Genomic DNA, 18,883 nt, shown 5'->3' with positions numbered 1-18,883 from the left:
GAGATACGGCATGACCACCGCAAAAGGCATTGCCCCTGCCGTGCTCCGTCCCATCCTCTTTACCCTCGAAGCCCATGCGGTGATTTCCAACCTGCCAAGCGCAGCCATCATCGGCATTCAGCATGCGAGCATAACGAGTGTGAAACACACCAAAAAAACCACCGTTACGGAAACAAAAACCAGCAAAACCACCTCAAAAATAGCCCTGAGCAAAGCGGGGCATCCTTTGTTCAACCACACCACTGATGACCACTACCAGTGGACTGACTTCATCTATGTTGTGATTTCGTAGAAAAAAACCACTTTGCAAGTAGTAAAGATGCTCTTTACTAAAGGAGAAGTGCTCTTTACTATTGGAAAAGTCATTTCTACTATAAGCAAAGCAGCAACTACTATAAGAAAAATAACTTTTCTTATCTGCAAAGCAGTGTTGCAGTTCATCAAAGTGGTTTTGCAGTTCTACAAAGCAGCGATGCAGGTCTGCAAAGTGGCTATGTGTATCTGCAAAGCAGCAACTACTCTCTGCAAAGTTGCTATGCAGATAAGCAAAATAATTTTTCTTATCTGCAAAGCAGCAACTACGACCTGAAATGAGAAAAATACGCTGAAAATAGTCCTGCCTGCTGCACCGTCAGGTCTGACTTATACCCAACAATGTTTATACTTCCTCGCTGCCAAGGAGTTCTTCTTCTTTTACCGTATTTCCATTGCCCAATCCAAAACCTATTTGAGAATTTTTTTTGTCTTTTTTAGCCGGATGCGCTTTTGCAAGTTTCAGCAGTTTCTCTTTCGAAAAAATTTTTTCCTTCACATATAAATAAGAAATGCCATCGTTGACAGACACAATCATTTCTTTTGTGGAATAAAGGCAGCGGTTAGAAAAAAAATCATCTTCGTTTTCTTTTTTCTTAATGTCGTACATGGCGGCTTCAAACTCCAGTAGTATTTCGCCTGCATGTTTTTTTCTTAATGTTTTGTACAGCGCCACTCCGTCACACCCAAAAATGTCGAGTTGAGACGGGACAGCATCGAAATAATAGATAAAAAGTTTGTGAATAGATATTCCAACGGAAGAATGTGTAACACTTAAAAGTGATTCTTTTTTTGGTTTCATTTTGAAATAAATGAATGGTTGAAGTTGAAAACAGGACGCAAAGTTAATAGAAAAATTATTACCGTTAAATTTAATTCCGCCTTCTTCCCATCAGCAGCATGATAAAGTAAAGCAACTGCGCGAGCGAAGCGAGCGCGGCAACAAAATAAGTTTTTCCCGCCCAGTTGAGAGCGTCTTCGGCTTTTGCGTGTTCATCACCGCGCGCAATGTTGGCGGAGTTCAGCCAAATAAGCCCGCGTTTGCTTGCATCCATTTCCACGGGCAGGGTGATTAAAGAAAACAAGGTGATTGCTCCCTGGAAAATAATAATCATGAGCAGCATTTGATTGTACCAATGATACAATGCGCCCAGAAAAAATCCGGCAATAATAATTATGTTCATCGCTTTTGAACTGAAGTTAACCACCGGCACCAGCGTGGAGCGAAGCGTTAGCCACGAATACGCATGCGCGTGCTGCACTGCGTGCCCGCATTCATGCGCGGCAACTGCGGCAGAAGCAATGCTTCTTCCTTCGTAGACCTCTTTGCTGAGGTTCACGGTTTTTTCCAGCGGATTATAATGGTCGGTCAGCTGTCCTTCCACGGAAGTTACTTTCACATCCATGATTCCGTTATCGCGGAGCATTTTTTCCGCCACTTCTTTTCCGCTCATTCCCGAGCGCAAAGTTCAAAATAAGAAACTATGTGTATGTTGTCATTTCGACCGAAGGGAGAAATCTCCTCATTCAGGGGGAGATTTCTCACCCTCAAAGCAGGGTTCGAAATGACAAACCTCTATAAATATCTAATCTGAATAATGTCTAATACGTAAATGTAAGAACAAATCAGAGTCCAACTCCTTCTTAACATATTTTAACGGGCAGTTTGTACTATCTCCGTATATTACATGACGTATTGTACATACTTTTATTTTTGAATTATGAAAAAAGCTGTCATGTGCTGGAGCGGAGGAAAGGACTCCGCGTTGTGTCTCTATAAAGTTTTTCAGGAAAAAGAATTTGAGGTAAAATATCTGCTTACAAATGTGAACGAACAGTTCAAGCGGATTTCCATGCACGGAGTTCGTGAAGAATTGCTGGATGAGCAGGCGAAGCAAACCGGAATTCCTTTAGTAAAGATGTATGTGAGCGAAGGAACAAACGCGGAGTATGAAAAGAAGATGGGAGAAACGCTTCTGCAATTCAAATCGGAAGGAATTGAACACGTAATCTTCGGAGATATTTTCCTGGAAGATTTGAGGCAATACAGAGAAAATAATTTATCGAAAGTAAACATGACGGGGGTTTTTCCGCTATGGAAAAAAGATACGAAAGAACTGCTGAAAGAATTTCTCGAACTGAATTTCAAAACAATTATCTGCTGCACCAACGATGCCTATCTTGGAGAAGAATTTGCCGGAAAAATTATTGATATCCATTTTCTTTCTTCCCTTCCTTCCAATGTGGATGCCTGCGGAGAAAATGGCGAGTATCATACTTTTTGTTTTGATGGGCCCATTTTCAGTTCTCCGGTTTCTGTTCAGGCAGGAGAAAAGATTTACAAGCCGCTTGAAATAAAAACCGCTCACTCTTTTAACCATCCTCAGTCACAAACAAAAGGATTTTGGTTTTGCGATTTGTTGAAAAAGGATTGAAACATTTCCCTATGAAGTTCGTTTTATTCGGCATGGAAGTTGGAACGCTATGAGATTAATTCATAAATTTGACGACATTTGCAGCCCTACGAATTACGAATGAACAGAACTACGAATACTATTTTACAGGGTTTTATTTTTCGCTCTGCGCTGCTTGTTTTTTTTATTTCTCTTCTTTGTAATTTTTCTTCTTCCTATTCCCAAAACTGGTCCATGCCCGTAGATGGAAAAGTAATGGCGGGGCAGCAAAAAGCAACCGGAGCCATTGTTACGCTTTACAAAAACGGACAGCAACTTCAGCAGATTGTTACCACTTCGAACGGAAAATTTTCTTTTGAACTTACGCCTAACGCAGAATATTTAATTGCCGTAACAAAGCCGGGCTATGTAACCAAGAAATTTAAAATCGTTACCGCCAATGTTCCTGCCGACCGCGCAGAAGCCGGCAACTTCAATCCGTTCGAGCCCGATGTATCGCTTTTTGAAATGCCCACCGCGCCCGAAGTCGCCAAGCGCGTGGAAGCAATTCTCAGCGCGCCCATTGCCATTTACCAATATATTCCTGGGGAAAATAATTTTAACTACGATGAAAAATACACCGAGTCCATTCAGCAGAAGTTAGCCGAACTTGCCGAGTTGCAGAAACAAGTGGAGAAAGAACAACAGGAAAAAGCAAAAAATGCCGCGCTCGAAGCCCAGAAGCAACTGGAGATTGACACCAAATACAAAGCCGCCATTGCAAAAGCCGATAAAGCATTCGGAAGTGCGGATTATGCCAATGCAAAATTATCTTATACCGAAGCCAGCAATGTGAAACCAACGGAGCCCTATCCGAAACAAAAACTTGCCGAAATCGAAAAGTTACTTTCCAATGCAAACGCGCAAAAAGAACTCGATGTAAAATATAAAGCCGCCATTGCGAAAGCAGACGGAGCGTTTAACGCGAAAGATTATGCTTTGGCAAAAACTTCTTACACCGAAGCCAGCGGATTAAAACCTGCCGAAGCATATCCCAAGCAAAAACTCGCGGAGATAGATAAACTGCTCGGTGATTTGGCGAAGCAAAAAGAGATTGATGAAAAATATAAAGCGGCTGTTGCGAAAGGTGATGGAGCATTCGGTTCAAAGGATTATCCTTCTGCAAAAACTTCTTATACGGAAGCAGCCGGATTAAAACCTGCGGAAGCATATCCCAAGCAAAAACTCGCGGAGATTGATAAACTACTGGGAGATTTATCCAAGCAAAAAGAAATTGATGAAAAATATAAAGCGGCTATCGCGAAAGGTGATGGCGCATTCGGTTCAAAGGATTATCCTTCTGCAAAAACTTCTTATACGGAAGCGAGCGGATTAAAACCTGCGGAAGCATATCCCAAGCAAAAACTTGCCGAGATTGATAAACTGCTGGGTGATTTGGCAAAACAAAAAGATATTGAGGACAAATATAAAGCGGCTGTTGCGAAAGGTGATGGCGCATTTGGTTCAAAGGATTATCCTTCTGCAAAAACTTCTTATACGGAAGCGAGCGGATTAAAACCTGCGGAAGCATATCCCAAGCAAAAACTTGCCGAGATAGAAAAACTTCTTGCCGGTGCCGCTGCTGCCGCCAAGCAAAAAGAACTCGATGAAAAATATAAAGCCGCTGTCGCGAAAGGCGATAATGCCTTCGGTACAAAAGATTATTCCAATGCGCGCAGCGCTTATTCGGAAGCATCGGGAATAAAACCGAATGAAGCATATCCTAAACAGAAAATTGCGGAGATAGATAAACTTCTTGGCGCGCTTGAAGCCGACAAACAAAAAGAACAGCAGTACAAAGATGCCGTTGCCAAAGCCGATGCCGCGTTTGCATCCAAAGATTATGCGGGCGCGAAGACATCTTACACGCTGGCTTCGGGAATAAAACCTGCCGAGCAATATCCGAAAACAAAACTTGCCGAGATAGACAAACTCCTTGCTGAAATGGCAAAAGCAGGAGAACTTGACAAGAAGTATAAAGATTTAATTGCGAAGGCGGATAATCTTTTCTCCCAGAAAAATTATCCTTCCGCTAAAAGTTCTTACTCCGATGCTTCTTCTTTGAAACCGGCAGAAGCGTATCCGAAACAAAAGATTGCCGAGATAGATAAAATCCTTGCCGACCTTGACTCGCAGAAATCGGCTGCTGAAAAAGAGCAGAAGTACAAAGATGCAATTGCAAAAGCCGATAAACTTTTTGCCGCAAAAGATTATTCCAACTCAAAAACTTCTTACAACGATGCGCTTGCGGTCAAACCAACTGAACCCTACCCGAAGCAAAAAATCGCAGAGATAGATAAAATTCTTGCCGACCTTGATGCTGCAAAATCAGCAGCCGACAAGCAAAAAGAACTCGATGCAAAATACAAAGCCGCCATTGCGAAAGCCGATGCCGCCTTCACTTCGAAAGAGTATGCCGCTGCAAAAACTTCTTACACCGATGCCAGCGGAATAAAACCTGCGGAGCAGTATCCGAAAACCCGGCTTGCGGAGATTGAAAAAATTCTTGCCGACCTTGCTGCTAAAAATGCTTCCGACAAAACGCTGAATGATAATTACCAGTCGGCAATCACGCGCGGTGATTTGGCATTCAATTCGAAAACGTATGCCAATGCCAAAGCCGCTTTCAACGAAGCGCTCACGTATAAACCCAATGAGCCCTATCCGAAACAAAAACTTGCCGAGATAGAAAAGTTAGAAAAAGGTTTAGCCGATGCTGCCGCGCAGAAAGAGCGGGAAAATAATTATGCGATTGCCATCGGCAAGGCAGATGATTTCTTCAAGATGAAAAATTATCCGGCAGCGAGAACAAATTACCAGCAGGCATCCGACATTAAGCCCGAAGAAAAATATCCGAAGGAAAAATTAAAGCAGATAGAAGATATTATCAAGGCATCGCAGTTGGCGCAGAACACAAAAAAAGAAACGAAGCAAGCGCCTCCGCCTGTGAATGTCGAGGAAAAGAAAAAGCAATATGTGTCTGAACTGCGCGCAAAATATCCGATAGGAGTTACCGAGGAGGAATTCAATGATAACGGAAAAACTGTTTTGCGCAGAGTGGTCATCAGCGAAGAAGATGCCGCTGTCTATACAAAAGTAACTCATAACTGGGGCGGAGTTTACTGCTACAAAGACAATGAACCTATTTCGGAAGTGGCGTTTGAAAACGAATCGAAATAAATCCTCGAAAAACGAAATAGTACGAAAAATACGAAAACAAGAAAATGAAAAAAATTATCGGTGTAATCATTTGCCTTTTATTCATCGGTGTAATCACATATTCTCAAAATCAAACCGAAGTCCGCCTTTCGCTTCGCGATGGAAGTTCGTTCAGCGGTAAAACCACTATGGGAAATGTTACGCTCATTACCGATTACGGGAAACTCGAAATCCCTTTGCAGAATGTTACTTCGCTTGATTTGGGAATTCCTTCCGATAAATCAAACGAAAGTAAAATAATCAACCTCATCAAGCAGATGGGAAACTCGGATGAAAACATGCGCAAGAGCGCTTACGAAGAATTGACGAAGATGACTGTTGGCGCGATACAAGTGATTAGTGATTTTATTTATTCCGAAAAATACCAGCCGGCAGAATTTACCGATTACACTCCCGAAAGCGCGCTGAGCGAATTAAAATCCATTTACGGAATTGATGAAAGCGTTTCCGATAAAGATGTGATTACCATTGACGGGCAATACACGATGGGCGGGCGGTACGATTTGAAAAAAATTGATTTGAAAACAGAATTCGGAATGCTTTCCATTCCCAAAGAAAAAATAAAACACGTGGATGTGCTTTACACTCCCACTGGCGATGGCTCGGATAAAAACTTCATTCTACTCGGCTCAAAACATATCAGCGCGAACAGCAATGGCGGCTGGCTGAAAACAGGAATCATGCTCAAGCAAGGGCAGAAAATAACTATTACTGCAAGCGGAGAAATTTCGTTTGCCAGTTTGAGTAACAATAAATACAAGCCCGATGGAAAAGTTGCCGGCAGCACAACTTCCACCACCACCGATTACGATTACGGAGAGGGAGATTATGGCGGCTCTGCGTATCCCACCTATGGAAATGTGGTTTATAAAATAGGGGAAACCGGAACGGTATTAAAAGCGGGAGCGAAATTCAACGGCACTGTTCAAAGTTCGGGGATGTTGTTTCTTTCCGTTTACGAAACGGTTTACAACGCCAGCAACACGGGAAGTTATTCGGTGAAAGTGCTGTTGAAATAAAATTATTTTTTACAGAGGAATATTAGAACCGATTAACTGAAATTTTTTCCAGCAAAATTACTTTTTGTGTTAGGTGCTGGGGAACAGAAAATAAATCGGGATGAAAAAGCGCGGCTAATAATTCTATTCCATCTACCAGCGCGGTACTGGGGCAAGTGAATAAATCTGCATCAGCAATAAACACAGAAGAATTTTTTACTGCGTTCAATTCATTCCAGTTTGGTTTTGAAGTCAATGAATTTATTTCTTTCATGGAACGCTCAATGTGAAATCCGCAGGGAGCGATTACAAATACTTCAGGATTATATTGTAAAATTTTTTCCCACTCCGTGATTACCGAATATCCCGAAGGATTGGAAAGCATATCCACTCCGCCCGCCTGCGCAATCTGGTAAGGAATCCAGTGCCCGCAATTATAAATCGGGTTGAGCCATTCCATCACCATCACTCTTCTGAGCGGTGCATTGTTCGCACGAAGCGTATCAATAATTTTATCAGTTCGTTTTTTTATAGAAGCAAGAAGATGGTAAGCATTTTCTTCTTTGCCAAGAGTTTTTGCAATGGTAATTGCATTCTCGTATACATCATTCAGGTTGCGGGGAATCAGCGGGATAATCTGCGGCTGCTTATTCAATTTCGCTATGGCGCGCTGCACAAAACTCGTATCAATCTGGCACACATCACATACATCCTGCGTGAAAATAATATCGGGAGAAATTTCTTCTAATAATTTTTCATCAATGTAATACAAACTTTTTCCCTGCGCTTTTGATTGCGAAACAATTCGGTCAATTTCTTCACTGCTGTAAGAATTATTTTCGAGACAGGAACGAACTACTTTTGGTTTATCGGATGGACATTCAAAAGTTACTCCACATAAATATTCTTCCAGTCCCATTTGATAAATCATCTTAGTGGCAGCGGGAAGAAAGGAACAAGCTTTCACAACTTTTACTTTGCTTGAAGGATGGGAAATCTTCGTTTTGCTAATTCAAAGGAGCCGAATAAAACCGCAGTATAAAATAAATCACCTGCTATGGTGTTCGAGAAAAATGGAATGCCTGCTGCGTAACAGGCGAGAAGTCCACCGAATGTTTGCGGATAAATTGTGCTTCCTGGCCAGCATCCGAAATTTGTGACAAGAAAAAAAATAATGGATGCGATTAAACTTGCGCCAAGTATATTTTGCAATTTGATTCGTGAAGAAAGCCAGAACCCGATGAAGATGATGAGAAAAAATCCCGCGTAAGTCCAATAAAATCCATCGTACAAAAAAATAAACTTGCCGAAGTAGTGAATGTTGAGAACTAAATCGCTGAGGTACAATGATGCTGTCACGACAACAAAAGCAAGAATGCGATTTGTAAAATACGCTCCTCCGAATAATGCCATCGCCCCAACGGGTGTGAAGTTGAAAGGGTGGGGGAGAAGGCGAAACAGCGCAGCAGCAAGAATTGCAATACTTATGAACAGAAACCGTGAAGTGAAAATTTTTGATTGCATATTATTTATTTTTGTAAGAACAAAGATAATTCTTAATTCTTAACTTTTAATTTTAAATTTTCAAACAATGATTTCACTCGTCAGAAAAATTTCCGCCATGGCGCTGGTTGCGCTTGTTTTGTTCTTCACCATCATTTCCATTCTTGCCATCTGGGACATCATCAAGATTGAGCAAATCCTTCAGAAGTCATTAACCACCTTGCTCGTAATTTTTGTTGCCTCGGCAATCGTGCTGTTTATTTTTTCGGTGCTGTATAAGGCGGAGGAAAAGCAATGACCCCGGCCCTAAAGGGAGGAGCAGCCGGATTTTCAAAATAAGAAACTATGTGTATGTTGTCATTTCGACCGAAGGGAGAAATCTCCTCATTCAGGGGGAGATTTCTCACCCTCAAAGCAGGGTTCGAAATGACAAACCTCTATAAATATCTAATCTGAATAATGTCTAATATTTTTTCTTTTATCATTTCTAATACAGATTCCATTTGTGTTAATACTTGTTGGTTTGTAAAGCGAATAAAAGTTATTCCTAAATATTCTAAATGCTGCTGGCGTTTTTTGCATTCTGCATTTACTCCCTTTAGGGCAGGGTTTGCCTTTTACTTCTCCTTTATCTTTTCCAGATGGTCAATGAAGCCATCGAGTTGTTCAACATCGAGGCGCTTGGCTTTGATGCGTTTTTTTTCATCGAGAAGGTAAATAACGGGCGTGCTGTAAATATCAAATAACTCGCGGAGAAAATACTGCGAGTATTTATCGTGCACATTAATGAAGTTGAGTTTATGGTCGTTGATGAACTTTTTCCATTTTTCATCCACATGTTCAATGTCCACAGAATACACCGCAACTCCTTTCGCCTTGAGTTTTGAATCGTAGAGTTCTTTCAGTTTGGGAACAATTTTCTGGCAGTGTCCGCAATCGGGGTCCCAGAAAATTAAAACCGTGTATTTTGATTTCACTTCATAGAGAGAAATATTTTTATCGAGCGAATCCTGCATGATGATAACCGGAGCCGGTTTGCCTATGAGCAGCGGTTTCAGCGTCATTCCGCGGTGAATTATTTTTTGGTTTTGCGTGGAATCCACCCAGTATGCTTTCCATGTTGCGTAATATAAATCCACCATGTGAACAAACACGGCATCCATTCCCATGATGTTGGAAGTTTCATAGGTGGTGGTGGCGTACCAGACAATGTACTTGAACATTTCCTTGTCGCCTTTTGTCTGCTCCACCAGCCAGTCCAATTCTTTGTTCAGCGAATCGGGATGCTGCAAAATAATTTTATCGAGATAATATTTCAGTTTGTTGTGAAAAATAGGTGTGCGCAGCAGCCGCCCGTCCGACAATGGAAGGTTATCCCAGTAATGCGCTTTGTAATATTTATATTGAAAGGTAGAATCTTTTCTTCCATTCGGAAGCATGGGCGCTTCGGGAATTTCCACATCGCGCTGGGCTTTAAAAATTACCGAGAGGAAAGAAGCGGGATGTGTTTTCATGAAATCATCCTGGTACTTGAGCACTTCTTTGTCAATGGCTGAAATTTTATCCTGAAGAATTTTCAACGAATCTTTTTTGGAGATGGCAGCAAGCGAGTCCTTTTTTATTTCGGTAATTCTTTTCCGGAACGGCTCTGTTTTTCTTCCTTCTTCATTTATATAGGTGAGATATTTATAAAACAAACTATTGTCTTCCGAGTTTTTTATTTTCATGTGCTCCACAAATTTTGTGGAGGTATCGGTTTCAAAAGAAAAATCCTGTTCTTTGTCAATGAGCATTTCAAAATATTTTTTACTGGGAGGAACAATGAGATAAATTCCTCCTTCTAATTTTTTATTTCCTTTGAAAACAAAGTTGCCGTTCTTATCTACCCTGGCGGTGTCTCTCACATATTGCTTGGCTCCGTAATGATTTCCGAAATAGCAAACCGTGTCGTGCAATCCTTTAATTCTTCCTTTGATTACATAACCTTGCGCGTGAGAAGGAATAAGGGAATAAGGAAATAAGGAAATAAGAAAAAGGCAGAGAGTGCGGATAGCGAATTGGCTGCGAATCTTCGAATAACAGCCAAGTAATTTTTCTTTGTATTTTGTATTCATTCGCAGATTCGAAGAAGATTAGTTATCCGTACCATTGTTCGTACCATTTCGCTTACGCTGTTTTTCATAAGGAATGCAAATTTAATATTTGCTTTGAATCAAAAATCAAACCTGATTGAAAACTAAATTATGCGGGAGGCAGAATCCTATCACTGCATCGAAGGGCATTTCTTTGAGCCGTAACTGCAAAACACGCAGCAGTCGCCTTCTTTCTTGGTGATTTCCTTTTTGCAATTCTCACAGGTGTATTTCAGCAGGCATACATCGGTGGGCATGGTTTCGGTTTTCTTGTGCCCGCAATACGGACAAGTTATTTCCGATTGCGAACTTTGTTCGGTTGTGTGATTGTTGCGCATAATTTTTTTCTGATAGTCCATATAATAATCTCTTGCTTTTTCGGCACGATCAATGCCGAGGTACTTCACAAAAATTTCGTAGCCGTGCTGTTTCCATTTCAAATCGGTTTCGGGGCTCATGAGTTCTTTGAGCGTTCGCACTTTCACCAATTCTGTTTTCATATAGTCCTCAATTTCTTTTTTAATGGACGATGCTTCCGCCTCGTTCATTAATCCTGCTTTTACTGCAAACAAAGTTGCCGAATCGCCCATGGCATGCGCTTCTTCCATGCTCAGTTGGTCCACATCCATTCCCTTATACCATTTATCCATCCCTTTCTGCGAAGGCGCTGCACTGGCAGCAAAACTTTCTGAAAGTTGTTTTAGTTTTTCTTCCTCCGAAATCAGCGTGGCGGCAATTTCATATTTGAGAAAAAGCGGCTGCATGATTTTTTCTTTTTCATCCTGCGAAAGAGGGTCGTTCCATACAATTGCAACTACGGTTCCCCTGCGGTTCACCCACGATTCTTTGATTTCTTTCAGTTGCCCGGTTTCAATGAACAAGGGCTTCACGCGGCTGCCGCAGGCAATTTCATCATCGGCTCCGCATACCAGCGGAACTTTGTAAAACGAAATTGAATTTTCTTTGGAAGAGCCGCAGCGAATGAAAGAAGCAATAAAAAGAAGCAGAAGAATTTTTTTCATGAAGCAAAGGTAGATAAATCTTCGAAAAGGGACACTTCGACTTCGCTCATGACAAAACGAAAAATGATTACTGCTTTTTCAAAACAGGAAGTAATAATGAAGAAGCATTCTTCGCATCGTGATAAATGCGGATGGTTGATTTCACAAAATCTTTTTCATCACAATGGTAAATATCGCAGAACTGCTGGGGGTTTCTGTCAGCGAGCGGAAACCAACTGCTTTGAATCTGCACCATGATGCGATGCCCTTTCTGAAACGTGTGCGCCACATCGGGCAATTCATATTTTACTTCGGAAATCTGATTGGGAACAAACGCTTCGGCTTTCTCGAAACTGTTTCTGAATTTTCCGCGCATGATTTCTGCGCGCACCAGCATTTGATAGCCGCCCATCGGGTATTCTTTTTTCGGATTCCGTTTGTTATCATGGGTAACTTTTGTTTTCAAAGTATCGTATTTGAAATCATCTGGGAAAACATCAATCAACTTCACCACAAAATCGGCATCGGTGGTGGAAATGCTTACAAACAAATCGGCAATCACAGGTCCTGTTAATGTTATCTCTTCTTTCAGCGGTTCGGTTTTGAAAGTTATTACATCGCTTCTTCGCGAGGCAAAGCGCTGGTCATCGCTCATGTAGGCAGTGGTGCGGTGCAGGTGAACATCTTCGGTATAGGGAACAGGATGCGCGGGGTCGCTCACGTATTCCGAAAAACCTTTTTCGGCAGAGGGCTTGGTAAAAGATAATTCGTCTTTCTCACCGAGATAAATTTTTTTCTCTTCCGAATTCTTCGGAGGCCATTCGGAAAATGTTTTCCATTTGTTTTCTCCGGTAATGAAAATGGTGGCTTCAGCCGGAATATCCCCCTGTCCTTCGGACTTTCCCCCTTTGTTAAGGGGGACATTTTCTCCCTTCAAATAATAATTGAAGAATGGAAGTTCCACATTCTGAAAATACCATTCCGATGTTTTGCTTCCGAACTGAACATTTCCGAGTTTGCTTCCATCGCCTTTCGCCCATCCGCCATGAGACCAGGGACCCATGCAGATTTTATTTACGGTGGACGGGCTTTGCTTCTCAATGGTTTTATACACATTCCACGTGCCCCATAAATCTTCCGCATCAAACAATCCGCCTGTAAGGAGCATGGCGGGCTTTACACTATATAAGGAATACGTTACCGTGTGCTTTTTCCAGAACTCATCGTAGTTGGAATGATTCATTTCCTGCTGCCAGAACTTCATGGTATCGCCCATGTAATGCTTCGTTAAATTTTTCAGTGTGCCTTCGCGGAGAAAAAAATCATAGTTGTCTTCGGTGGGATACTCAAAGCCCTTTGCATCTTGCGAAGTGGGTTTGGGGCGCGGCTGCCCGAAGAAATAATCAAAGTCAAAATCATCCATCACGAAGAATGCGCCTTTGTGATGCACATCATCACCAATGAACCAATCGGTGACGGGTGCCTGGGGGCTGACGGCTTTCAGCGCGGGATGACCGCTGAGCGCTGCCATGGTGGAATAAAATCCGGGATAAGAAATTCCGCTCACGCCCACATTGCCGTTGCTGGTGGGAATATTTTTTATGAGCCAGTCAATGGCATCATACGTATCGCTGGCTTCATCCACTGCCCCCTCCTGACCTCCCCCGTTAGGGGAGGAATGGGCTTTTGGATTATAGGGTCTTATATCTTCAAACTCGCCTTCGCTCATATACCTTCCGCGCACATCCTGAATTACTATAATATATTTTTCTTTGAGATAAACCCGGGTGTTTCTTGTCCAGAGGTCTCTGAATTTGGCTGAGCCGTAAGGCGCGCAGGAATAAGGCGTGCGCGTGAGCATGATGGGATGCTTGGTGGAGGAATCTTTTGGAATATAAATGGAAGTGAAAAGTTTTACTCCATCGCGCATGGGGAGCATTCGTTCCATCTTGTAATAATTATTTACTGTCCATGCAGAGTCCTGCGCAGAGGAAGGGATAAGGAAGTAAGGGAATAAGGAAATAAGGGAAATACAAAACAGCCGTTTGGAGTCAGAGGTTTGAAGTTTGAAGTTTGAAGTTGAACCTCTAACCTCTAACATCAAACATCTGATTTTCTTGTTTTGCATGGCGCAAAAGTAGCAGAAGTAACTGAAGAGACGAGAATCAAAAGAAAATTTATCGTACACACTATAAAAGAAATAAGAAGAGAGAGTTGAAAAATTAAAACCATTGAATTTGTTCATTACAAATTCTTTGCCTACATTTGTTTCAGATTCCTACCTCTTCATTATGAAAAAAATAATTCTCTTCGTTTTTATTTTGCTTGCAGTAAAATCTTTTTCGCAGGATACGAGCAAAGTATCTGCGGTGAAAGACACTGCAAAAAAACAGTGCCGCCATTCGTGCGCATTCAGCCACGAGGTGGGCGCTAACATGACTCTTTTCATGAAGCAGGTTTTTAATTTATCAAGCAGTACGTTTACAACGCTTCCGTATGATTTAACGTATAAATTAATTCACAAAGATAAATGGGCGATTCGGGCAGGCGCGGGCATTACCATTAATAATTCTTCGTCTGAATCTTCTACCACTGTTACCACCAGCGGTACAAATCCTGCTGTGATTCCCGGTCCCGACCCGGTGGTGCCTACCATTAACAATTCAAGAAATGTTTTTTACCGCATCGGATGGGAATGCAGGCATTCTTTTGATAAGAGAATTATGGGCTATGCCGGTTTGGATTTTGCCGGGCAGGTCGGAAGTTCAAACTCGCAGAGTTCACAGGTGTTTAACAATCTGCCAACGCAATACGAGTATTTGAAAACAACCGATGAGATAAAAACAATGGCATACGGAGGCGGTCCTGTTTTCGGATTCCAGGTTTTTATTGCAAAGAAATTAAGTTTGTTCACCGAAATGCCGTTGTACTTTCAATACACAACACAAACGGAAAACACCGATTCATATCAGAACCTGTTAGATTTTTCAGGCAACTATGTTTCGGAAGACAGCAAACAAATCACCACCAACAAAACCATGAAACTATCGGTTATCGCTCCTGTTACTCTTTATCTGGCATTAAAGTTTTAAATACATATAAAGATGAAAACATTTTTTTCATTTCCCAAAATCATCCCCGCCATCCTTGCTTGCATCCTTTGCCTGTTTATCTTTTTCACTTCCTGTTTCAAGGAAAAAGAATTAAAAGTGAACGGTTCTCCTGCTCAGCCCAAACTTCCCGCGCAGCCATATCAATACTTTAACGGAGATAATGACCTTGCCACTCTGGGAAGAGTTTTATTTTATGACCGCAACCTTTCGCTCAACAATTCCATTTCCTGCGGCTCGTGCCATAAACAGGCATTCGCTTTTGCCGACAACCACCAGTTCAGCAAAGGGCTGGATAACGGACTGACCGGAAGAAACGCTTCCACTGTTTTAAGTTCGCCAGAGCATAATAAATTCTGGGACGGAAGAGCGGCTAATTTCGATACCGCTGTGTTTATGCCCGTAATGAACAAACTCGAAATGCATGTTTTCGATTTGACTATTTTGCCGCCAAAACTTTCCATGGTTTCCTATTATCCCGATTTGTTTACCAAAGCATACGGCACTTCTGAAATCAATGTATACCGCATACGCCATGCGCTGGCTGCCTTTGCAGCAAATCTTTATTCGAACAACAGCAAATGGGATCTTCAATGGCAGGGGATTCCACTTTCACCGCTGGAACAACAGGGCTTAACTGTTTTTGAAGGCAAAGGAAGATGTTATAGTTGTCATAACGGAGGTGATTTCAACGGCTATGTTTCCGATTATGAAAACATAGGGCTGGAAGTGATTTATGCCGATAAAGGAAGAGCGAGAATCACCGGCAATTCAACTGACGATGGAAAATTTGCCGTGCCCACTTTGCGCAACATTGAACTCACTGCGCCTTACATGCACGATGGAAGATACAACACGCTGCGCGAAGTAATTGACCATTACGACAACGCCATTCAGGACAGTAAAAACTTAAGTTGGGTGTTCAGGGATTTTCCCAGTGTCGATACAGCCTCAGTTGTTCCTCCCAATTTCAGTTCATTTCCGGTGGTGAAATTAAATTTAACCGAAGATGAAAAGAAAGCCCTCGAAGCATTTCTGAAAACACTCACCGATGTGAGTTTTGCTACCGACCCTAAGTTTTCAAATCCGTTTTAGCGAACGGTTATATCTCCTGAAAGCAGAATGCTGGAATTATAATAATCAGGAAGATTAGTAAACACTGCTCGCACTATTCCGGCACTCGGAACCGTTACTGTAAGAGTTCCAGTGTTGGAATAATGATAACCTGTTGCATCTTTTATTTGTATTTCTGCCTGACCAGGACTTGGGCTGTAATCAGTCACAGAATAAGTTCCTGCTGCCGGTGGATTGGTTCCATTAAACTCAATGAATACTGAATTGGAGGTGGATATTGATGCCTCAATCCACCAGTAGAAGGAATTTTTATTCAAACTCTTATCATTCGGCTTGTATACGGTGCCGCCCACCGAATAAAAATCTGTCGGCAGAATGGCTTGCTTCAGTTGAACTGACTTTGTAACGGAGTTGCTCTTCTTTCCTTTCTTTGAAAAAACTTCGAGTGTGAATTTTAAGGTGCTGCTGGTATCGTTCACATCGGAGTTGTAATCCAAATCCTGCGTGGTGTAGGTGTTTCCATCGGGTGCTGTCCATTTATAACTCTCTGCATCAAGCGAAGTGTTTTTCAAGTGAATGGTTTCTCCCGCATGGTAATAATAACTGGAAGAAGTGAAATCAGCAATGGGCTGCTTTTCGCAGCCGGTAAAAATAAAAACCGCGAACAGAAGAGAAGCGGGCAACAATATAAATTTCATTTGTGTCATTTCGACCATAGGGAGAAATCTCCTCGCGGAGTTTACACTGAACGAAGTGAATGTGCTCGGAATGACACCGTTTTGCGTACGTCCTATAAAAATGACTTTCGGTGCGCTCATTGCAGCATTTTGTTTACTGAATGTGCCTCCCAATGCATTCATGGTGTCTTTTGGTGTACTGAATGTGTTTCCCAATGCATTCATTGTGTCTTTTGGTATACTAAATGTGTTTCCCAATGCATTCATTATGACTTTTTGTGTACTAAATGTATCTCTCAATGTATTCATTATGTCTTTTTGTGTACTAAATGTATCTCTCAATGTATTCATTATGTCTTTTTGTGTACTAAATGTATCTCTCAATGTATTCATTCTATCTTTTAATGTACTGAATGTGTTTCTCAATGCATTCATGGTGTCTTTTAATGTACTGAATGTATCTCTCAATGCATTCATTATGTCTTTTAATGTACTGAATGTGTTTCTCAATGTATTCATTCTATCTTTTATCTCTCTCATTCTATTGCTGCATACGAAGGGAGAAAAACCCATTGTTGCCTGCCTCCCCTATTCGTTTTCATTCTGAAACTCTGTTTTGTCTGGTATCGTTTCTAAAACGCGGCAATAGTAAACGATTAAATAATCAGGAACAGAAAATCGGCTTACGATTAATCGTAAAAAATTTCAGCACGTGAAATTGTATTTTTTCAGAAACCTACAAACAATTTTATATGCTGAAAGTAAAAGAAAATTTATTAGATTCCACTGAAGAGGAAGTTTATCTTGCCCTTATATGGTCAAAGTGCGACCAGGAAGCGACAGATATTCTGAAGAAGAAAAAAAACTACATTACCAACCGCGTAAAAACCGCTATTCAAAAATACAAGCGCCCTACCAAGAGCATTGTGGCGTGTAGTTTCATGCGCTTTAACACACCGCAGCACCAGGTTGCCAAATGGGGGTACGATAAAAAAATAATTACACGCGAACAATACATGGAATATTTGCTTCACTGCAGAAAAGAATTTGCCCTATGCGCGCTGGAAACGGAGGAAGAAATAAAGAAACTGGAAGGAGAAAAGAAATAAAGAAATAGTTAAGTCCCAAGTTCCAAATTCCAAGGGAACAGCCATTGCTGTTTGCTGTTTCTTGGGACTTGCGACTTGGGACTTGATGCTTGGAAGAAAAAATTCTGCTCTCCCCTGCCCTTTGCAAAAAAAAGATAATTGATTAGGACTTACGCATAGTTTATAGTTTGTTGGTTTTTGGTTACGGTTTATTAGTTTCTGGTTTTAGTTCGAGATGAAAACTATAACCACTAACTGAAAAACTAAAACTAATAAACTAAAAACCATAAACTGCGTAAGTTCTATTGATATATTTGCATTTACAAACACTTGCAAACGAAAACAAACATTTACAATCGGTTGGAGGTGTGGCAAGCCGGAAGTTAGGCACAAGGCAAAAAACCAGACAACGCAGTGCATCGGCAGACAATTTTTCCCTCGGTTGACCGTTCACAAAGACAATGAAAAAACTTCTCCTCGTCTCGACAGTCGTTTTCGGGTTGACAGTTGCGCACTCCCAGGACACAATCATCGTTACCGACAATTATAAATTTAAAATAGGAGGAAAATTTATTTCTGAAAAAAGTGGTGATAGAGCAATATCACCTGAAATGTATCCGGCTTACAGCGGAGGCATTCAAATCATTGACAGAATTAAAAAATCAAACTTCAGTTTAGAAAGCGGACTATATTACTATAATAATGTATATGAAAATTCTTACTTCATTCCAGACACTGCATTTCCTTTCGGCAGATATTATACTTTACCTATCAGTTATCACAATCTTAGTTTACCAATTTGTTTACGGTATGACACGAGACTTTTTTATTTTTCAATAGGTTTTTATACCGACTATTTATTCTCTACAAGTGTTTTGGACGGATACAGCAAACAAGGCAATGGCTTCATACGAGATGCAAGTGCAGACAGAAAAATAAATTTCGGGACAATTTCTGCAATAGGTTTAGAAAAACAATTTACAAAACAATTTTCTTTTTTTGTTGAGGCAAGACTGCTTCAAAATATATTAAGTACAAAAGTAGATGCTGCACATCATCTCTTTCCTAATCACAGTACTTTTCCAAACATTGTAAATTACGGCTTTGCACTTGGACTTAATTATAAAATTCTATGCAAGTAGTTTTTCGCTCGACAGTTTCGCACTCGATGGACAGCATACAAAAAATCTCGGCAGACACAAAAGCAATTAAATACAATTATTTCTCCGTAGACAGTTCCGCCATCGGTAGACAAAATGCCCAGTGCCTAACAGCGGGCGTGCGCAATGCGGGTTTACATTTTGAAAAAATGTTTT

The 18,883-nt window shown here is 41.2% G+C and carries 19 protein-coding genes; 10 read left to right on the top strand and 9 right to left on the bottom strand.

Annotated elements, in window-relative coordinates; genetic code table 11:
• The first annotated feature begins 10 nt into the window (after positions 1-10).
• Positions 11-292 (top strand): hypothetical protein, encoded by a 282-nt coding sequence (locus HY063_11795; GenBank protein MBI3502464.1) that lies wholly within the window; start codon positions 11-13, stop codon positions 290-292.
• Between the two features lie 27 nt (positions 293-319).
• Positions 320-589, top strand: a complete 270-nt coding sequence (locus HY063_11790) for a hypothetical protein (protein MBI3502463.1) — start codon at positions 320-322, stop codon at positions 587-589.
• 69 nt (positions 590-658) lie between these two features.
• Here the strand turns inward: HY063_11790 and HY063_11785 are convergent, their stop codons facing one another.
• Complete coding sequence (locus HY063_11785) at positions 659-1,114, bottom strand: hypothetical protein (GenBank protein ID MBI3502462.1); 456 nt, start codon at positions 1,112-1,114, stop codon at positions 659-661.
• Positions 1,115-1,184: 70 nt separating this feature from the next.
• Entirely contained in the window at positions 1,185-1,766 is a 582-nt protein-coding gene (locus HY063_11780) for a zinc metallopeptidase (GenBank protein ID MBI3502461.1), read from the bottom strand.
• A gap of 267 nt (positions 1,767-2,033) precedes the next feature.
• Between HY063_11780 and HY063_11775 the strand changes: the two genes are divergently transcribed.
• The 3 genes from HY063_11775 to HY063_11765 all read left to right on the top strand — a co-directional run bounded on the left by HY063_11775 (position 2,034) and on the right by HY063_11765 (position 7,003).
• A complete protein-coding gene (locus HY063_11775; GenBank protein MBI3502460.1) occupies positions 2,034-2,747 on the top strand; it encodes a diphthine--ammonia ligase in 714 nt (237 codons plus the stop codon).
• Between the two features lie 99 nt (positions 2,748-2,846).
• Positions 2,847-5,945 carry a hypothetical protein gene (locus HY063_11770; GenBank protein MBI3502459.1) on the top strand — a complete coding sequence of 1,033 codons (3,099 nt, stop codon included), beginning with the start codon at positions 2,847-2,849 and terminating at the stop codon, positions 5,943-5,945.
• Positions 5,946-5,989: 44 nt separating this feature from the next.
• Positions 5,990-7,003 carry a hypothetical protein gene (locus tag HY063_11765; protein MBI3502458.1) on the top strand — a complete coding sequence of 338 codons (1,014 nt, stop codon included), beginning with the start codon at positions 5,990-5,992 and terminating at the stop codon, positions 7,001-7,003.
• A gap of 22 nt (positions 7,004-7,025) precedes the next feature.
• On the opposite strand, the gene HY063_11760 is transcribed toward HY063_11765, so the two are convergent.
• Both HY063_11760 and HY063_11755 read right to left on the bottom strand, forming a co-directional pair.
• Positions 7,026-7,949 carry an ABC transporter substrate-binding protein gene (locus tag HY063_11760; protein ID MBI3502457.1) on the bottom strand — a complete coding sequence of 308 codons (924 nt, stop codon included), beginning with the start codon at positions 7,947-7,949 and terminating at the stop codon, positions 7,026-7,028.
• 5 nt (positions 7,950-7,954) lie between these two features.
• Positions 7,955-8,506, bottom strand: a complete 552-nt coding sequence (locus HY063_11755; protein ID MBI3502456.1) for a hypothetical protein — start codon at positions 8,504-8,506, stop codon at positions 7,955-7,957.
• A 67-nt stretch (positions 8,507-8,573) separates the two neighbouring features.
• On the opposite strand from HY063_11755, the gene HY063_11750 reads away from it, so the two are divergent.
• Positions 8,574-8,783, top strand: a complete 210-nt coding sequence (locus tag HY063_11750; protein ID MBI3502455.1) for a hypothetical protein — start codon at positions 8,574-8,576, stop codon at positions 8,781-8,783.
• Between the two features lie 139 nt (positions 8,784-8,922).
• Here HY063_11750 and HY063_11745 read toward each other — a convergent pair whose 3' ends face one another.
• The 4 genes from HY063_11745 to HY063_11730 form a co-directional block, all read right to left on the bottom strand.
• Entirely contained in the window at positions 8,923-9,030 is a 108-nt protein-coding gene (locus HY063_11745; protein MBI3502454.1) for a hypothetical protein, read from the bottom strand.
• Between the two features lie 72 nt (positions 9,031-9,102).
• Positions 9,103-10,599: a DUF5106 domain-containing protein gene (locus HY063_11740; GenBank protein MBI3502453.1), complete on the bottom strand. Its 1,497-nt coding sequence runs from the start codon at positions 10,597-10,599 to the stop codon at positions 9,103-9,105.
• A gap of 149 nt (positions 10,600-10,748) precedes the next feature.
• Entirely contained in the window at positions 10,749-10,955 is a 207-nt protein-coding gene (locus tag HY063_11735; GenBank protein MBI3502452.1) for a hypothetical protein, read from the bottom strand.
• A 751-nt stretch (positions 10,956-11,706) separates the two neighbouring features.
• Positions 11,707-13,719, bottom strand: coding sequence for a CocE/NonD family hydrolase (locus HY063_11730; protein MBI3502451.1), 2,013 nt, complete (start codon positions 13,717-13,719; stop codon positions 11,707-11,709).
• A gap of 190 nt (positions 13,720-13,909) precedes the next feature.
• Here HY063_11730 and HY063_11725 point away from each other — a divergent pair, with 190 nt between their 5' ends.
• A complete protein-coding gene (locus HY063_11725) occupies positions 13,910-14,710 on the top strand; it encodes a hypothetical protein (GenBank protein MBI3502450.1) in 801 nt (266 codons plus the stop codon).
• Positions 14,711-14,722: 12 nt separating this feature from the next.
• Positions 14,723-15,823, top strand: a complete 1,101-nt coding sequence (locus HY063_11720; protein ID MBI3502449.1) for a c-type cytochrome — start codon at positions 14,723-14,725, stop codon at positions 15,821-15,823.
• Here HY063_11720 and HY063_11715 read toward each other — a convergent pair.
• Entirely contained in the window at positions 15,820-16,704 is an 885-nt protein-coding gene (locus HY063_11715) for a hypothetical protein (GenBank protein ID MBI3502448.1), read from the bottom strand. The genes HY063_11720 and HY063_11715 overlap by 4 nt on opposite strands.
• A gap of 527 nt (positions 16,705-17,231) precedes the next feature.
• Between HY063_11715 and HY063_11710 the strand changes: the two genes are divergently transcribed.
• A complete protein-coding gene (locus tag HY063_11710; protein MBI3502447.1) occupies positions 17,232-17,588 on the top strand; it encodes a hypothetical protein in 357 nt (118 codons plus the stop codon).
• A 440-nt stretch (positions 17,589-18,028) separates the two neighbouring features.
• Positions 18,029-18,709 (top strand): hypothetical protein, encoded by a 681-nt coding sequence (locus HY063_11705; GenBank protein ID MBI3502446.1) that lies wholly within the window; start codon positions 18,029-18,031, stop codon positions 18,707-18,709.
• The last annotated feature ends 174 nt before the right edge of the window (positions 18,710-18,883 follow it).

This window comes from Bacteroidota bacterium (assembly GCA_016195025.1).
In the GTDB taxonomy this organism is placed as follows: domain Bacteria; phylum Bacteroidota; class Bacteroidia; order Palsa-948; family Palsa-948; genus Palsa-948.
Note: the sequence above shows the minus strand (reverse complement) of the source record. Positions and strands in the feature narration are given on the sequence as shown.

Excerpts from the sequence above, each read along its gene's own strand:
- HY063_11775 (MBI3502460.1), top strand. The coding sequence starts at position 2,034 with ATGAAAAAAGCTGTCATGTGCTGGAGCGGAGGAAAGGACTCCGCGTTG.
- HY063_11725 (MBI3502450.1), top strand. The coding sequence starts at position 13,910 with ATGAAAAAAATAATTCTCTTCGTTTTTATTTTGCTTGCAGTAAAATCT.
- HY063_11715 (MBI3502448.1), bottom strand. The coding sequence starts at position 16,704 with ATGAATGCATTGGGAAACACATTCAGTACACCAAAAGACACCATGAAT.
- HY063_11780 (MBI3502461.1), bottom strand. The coding sequence starts at position 1,766 with ATGAGCGGAAAAGAAGTGGCGGAAAAAATGCTCCGCGATAACGGAATC.
- HY063_11785 (MBI3502462.1), bottom strand. The coding sequence starts at position 1,114 with ATGAAACCAAAAAAAGAATCACTTTTAAGTGTTACACATTCTTCCGTT.
- HY063_11720 (MBI3502449.1), top strand. The coding sequence starts at position 14,723 with ATGAAAACATTTTTTTCATTTCCCAAAATCATCCCCGCCATCCTTGCT.
- HY063_11795 (MBI3502464.1), top strand. The coding sequence starts at position 11 with ATGACCACCGCAAAAGGCATTGCCCCTGCCGTGCTCCGTCCCATCCTC.
- HY063_11740 (MBI3502453.1), bottom strand. The coding sequence starts at position 10,599 with ATGAATACAAAATACAAAGAAAAATTACTTGGCTGTTATTCGAAGATT.
- HY063_11790 (MBI3502463.1), top strand. The coding sequence starts at position 320 with ATGCTCTTTACTAAAGGAGAAGTGCTCTTTACTATTGGAAAAGTCATT.
- HY063_11750 (MBI3502455.1), top strand. The coding sequence starts at position 8,574 with ATGATTTCACTCGTCAGAAAAATTTCCGCCATGGCGCTGGTTGCGCTT.
- HY063_11770 (MBI3502459.1), top strand. The coding sequence starts at position 2,847 with ATGAACAGAACTACGAATACTATTTTACAGGGTTTTATTTTTCGCTCT.
- HY063_11765 (MBI3502458.1), top strand. The coding sequence starts at position 5,990 with ATGAAAAAAATTATCGGTGTAATCATTTGCCTTTTATTCATCGGTGTA.
- HY063_11730 (MBI3502451.1), bottom strand. The coding sequence starts at position 13,719 with ATGTTAGAGGTTAGAGGTTCAACTTCAAACTTCAAACTTCAAACCTCT.
- HY063_11710 (MBI3502447.1), top strand. The coding sequence starts at position 17,232 with ATGCTGAAAGTAAAAGAAAATTTATTAGATTCCACTGAAGAGGAAGTT.
- HY063_11735 (MBI3502452.1), bottom strand. The coding sequence starts at position 10,955 with ATGCGCAACAATCACACAACCGAACAAAGTTCGCAATCGGAAATAACT.
- HY063_11705 (MBI3502446.1), top strand. The coding sequence starts at position 18,029 with ATGAAAAAACTTCTCCTCGTCTCGACAGTCGTTTTCGGGTTGACAGTT.
- HY063_11755 (MBI3502456.1), bottom strand. The coding sequence starts at position 8,506 with ATGCAATCAAAAATTTTCACTTCACGGTTTCTGTTCATAAGTATTGCA.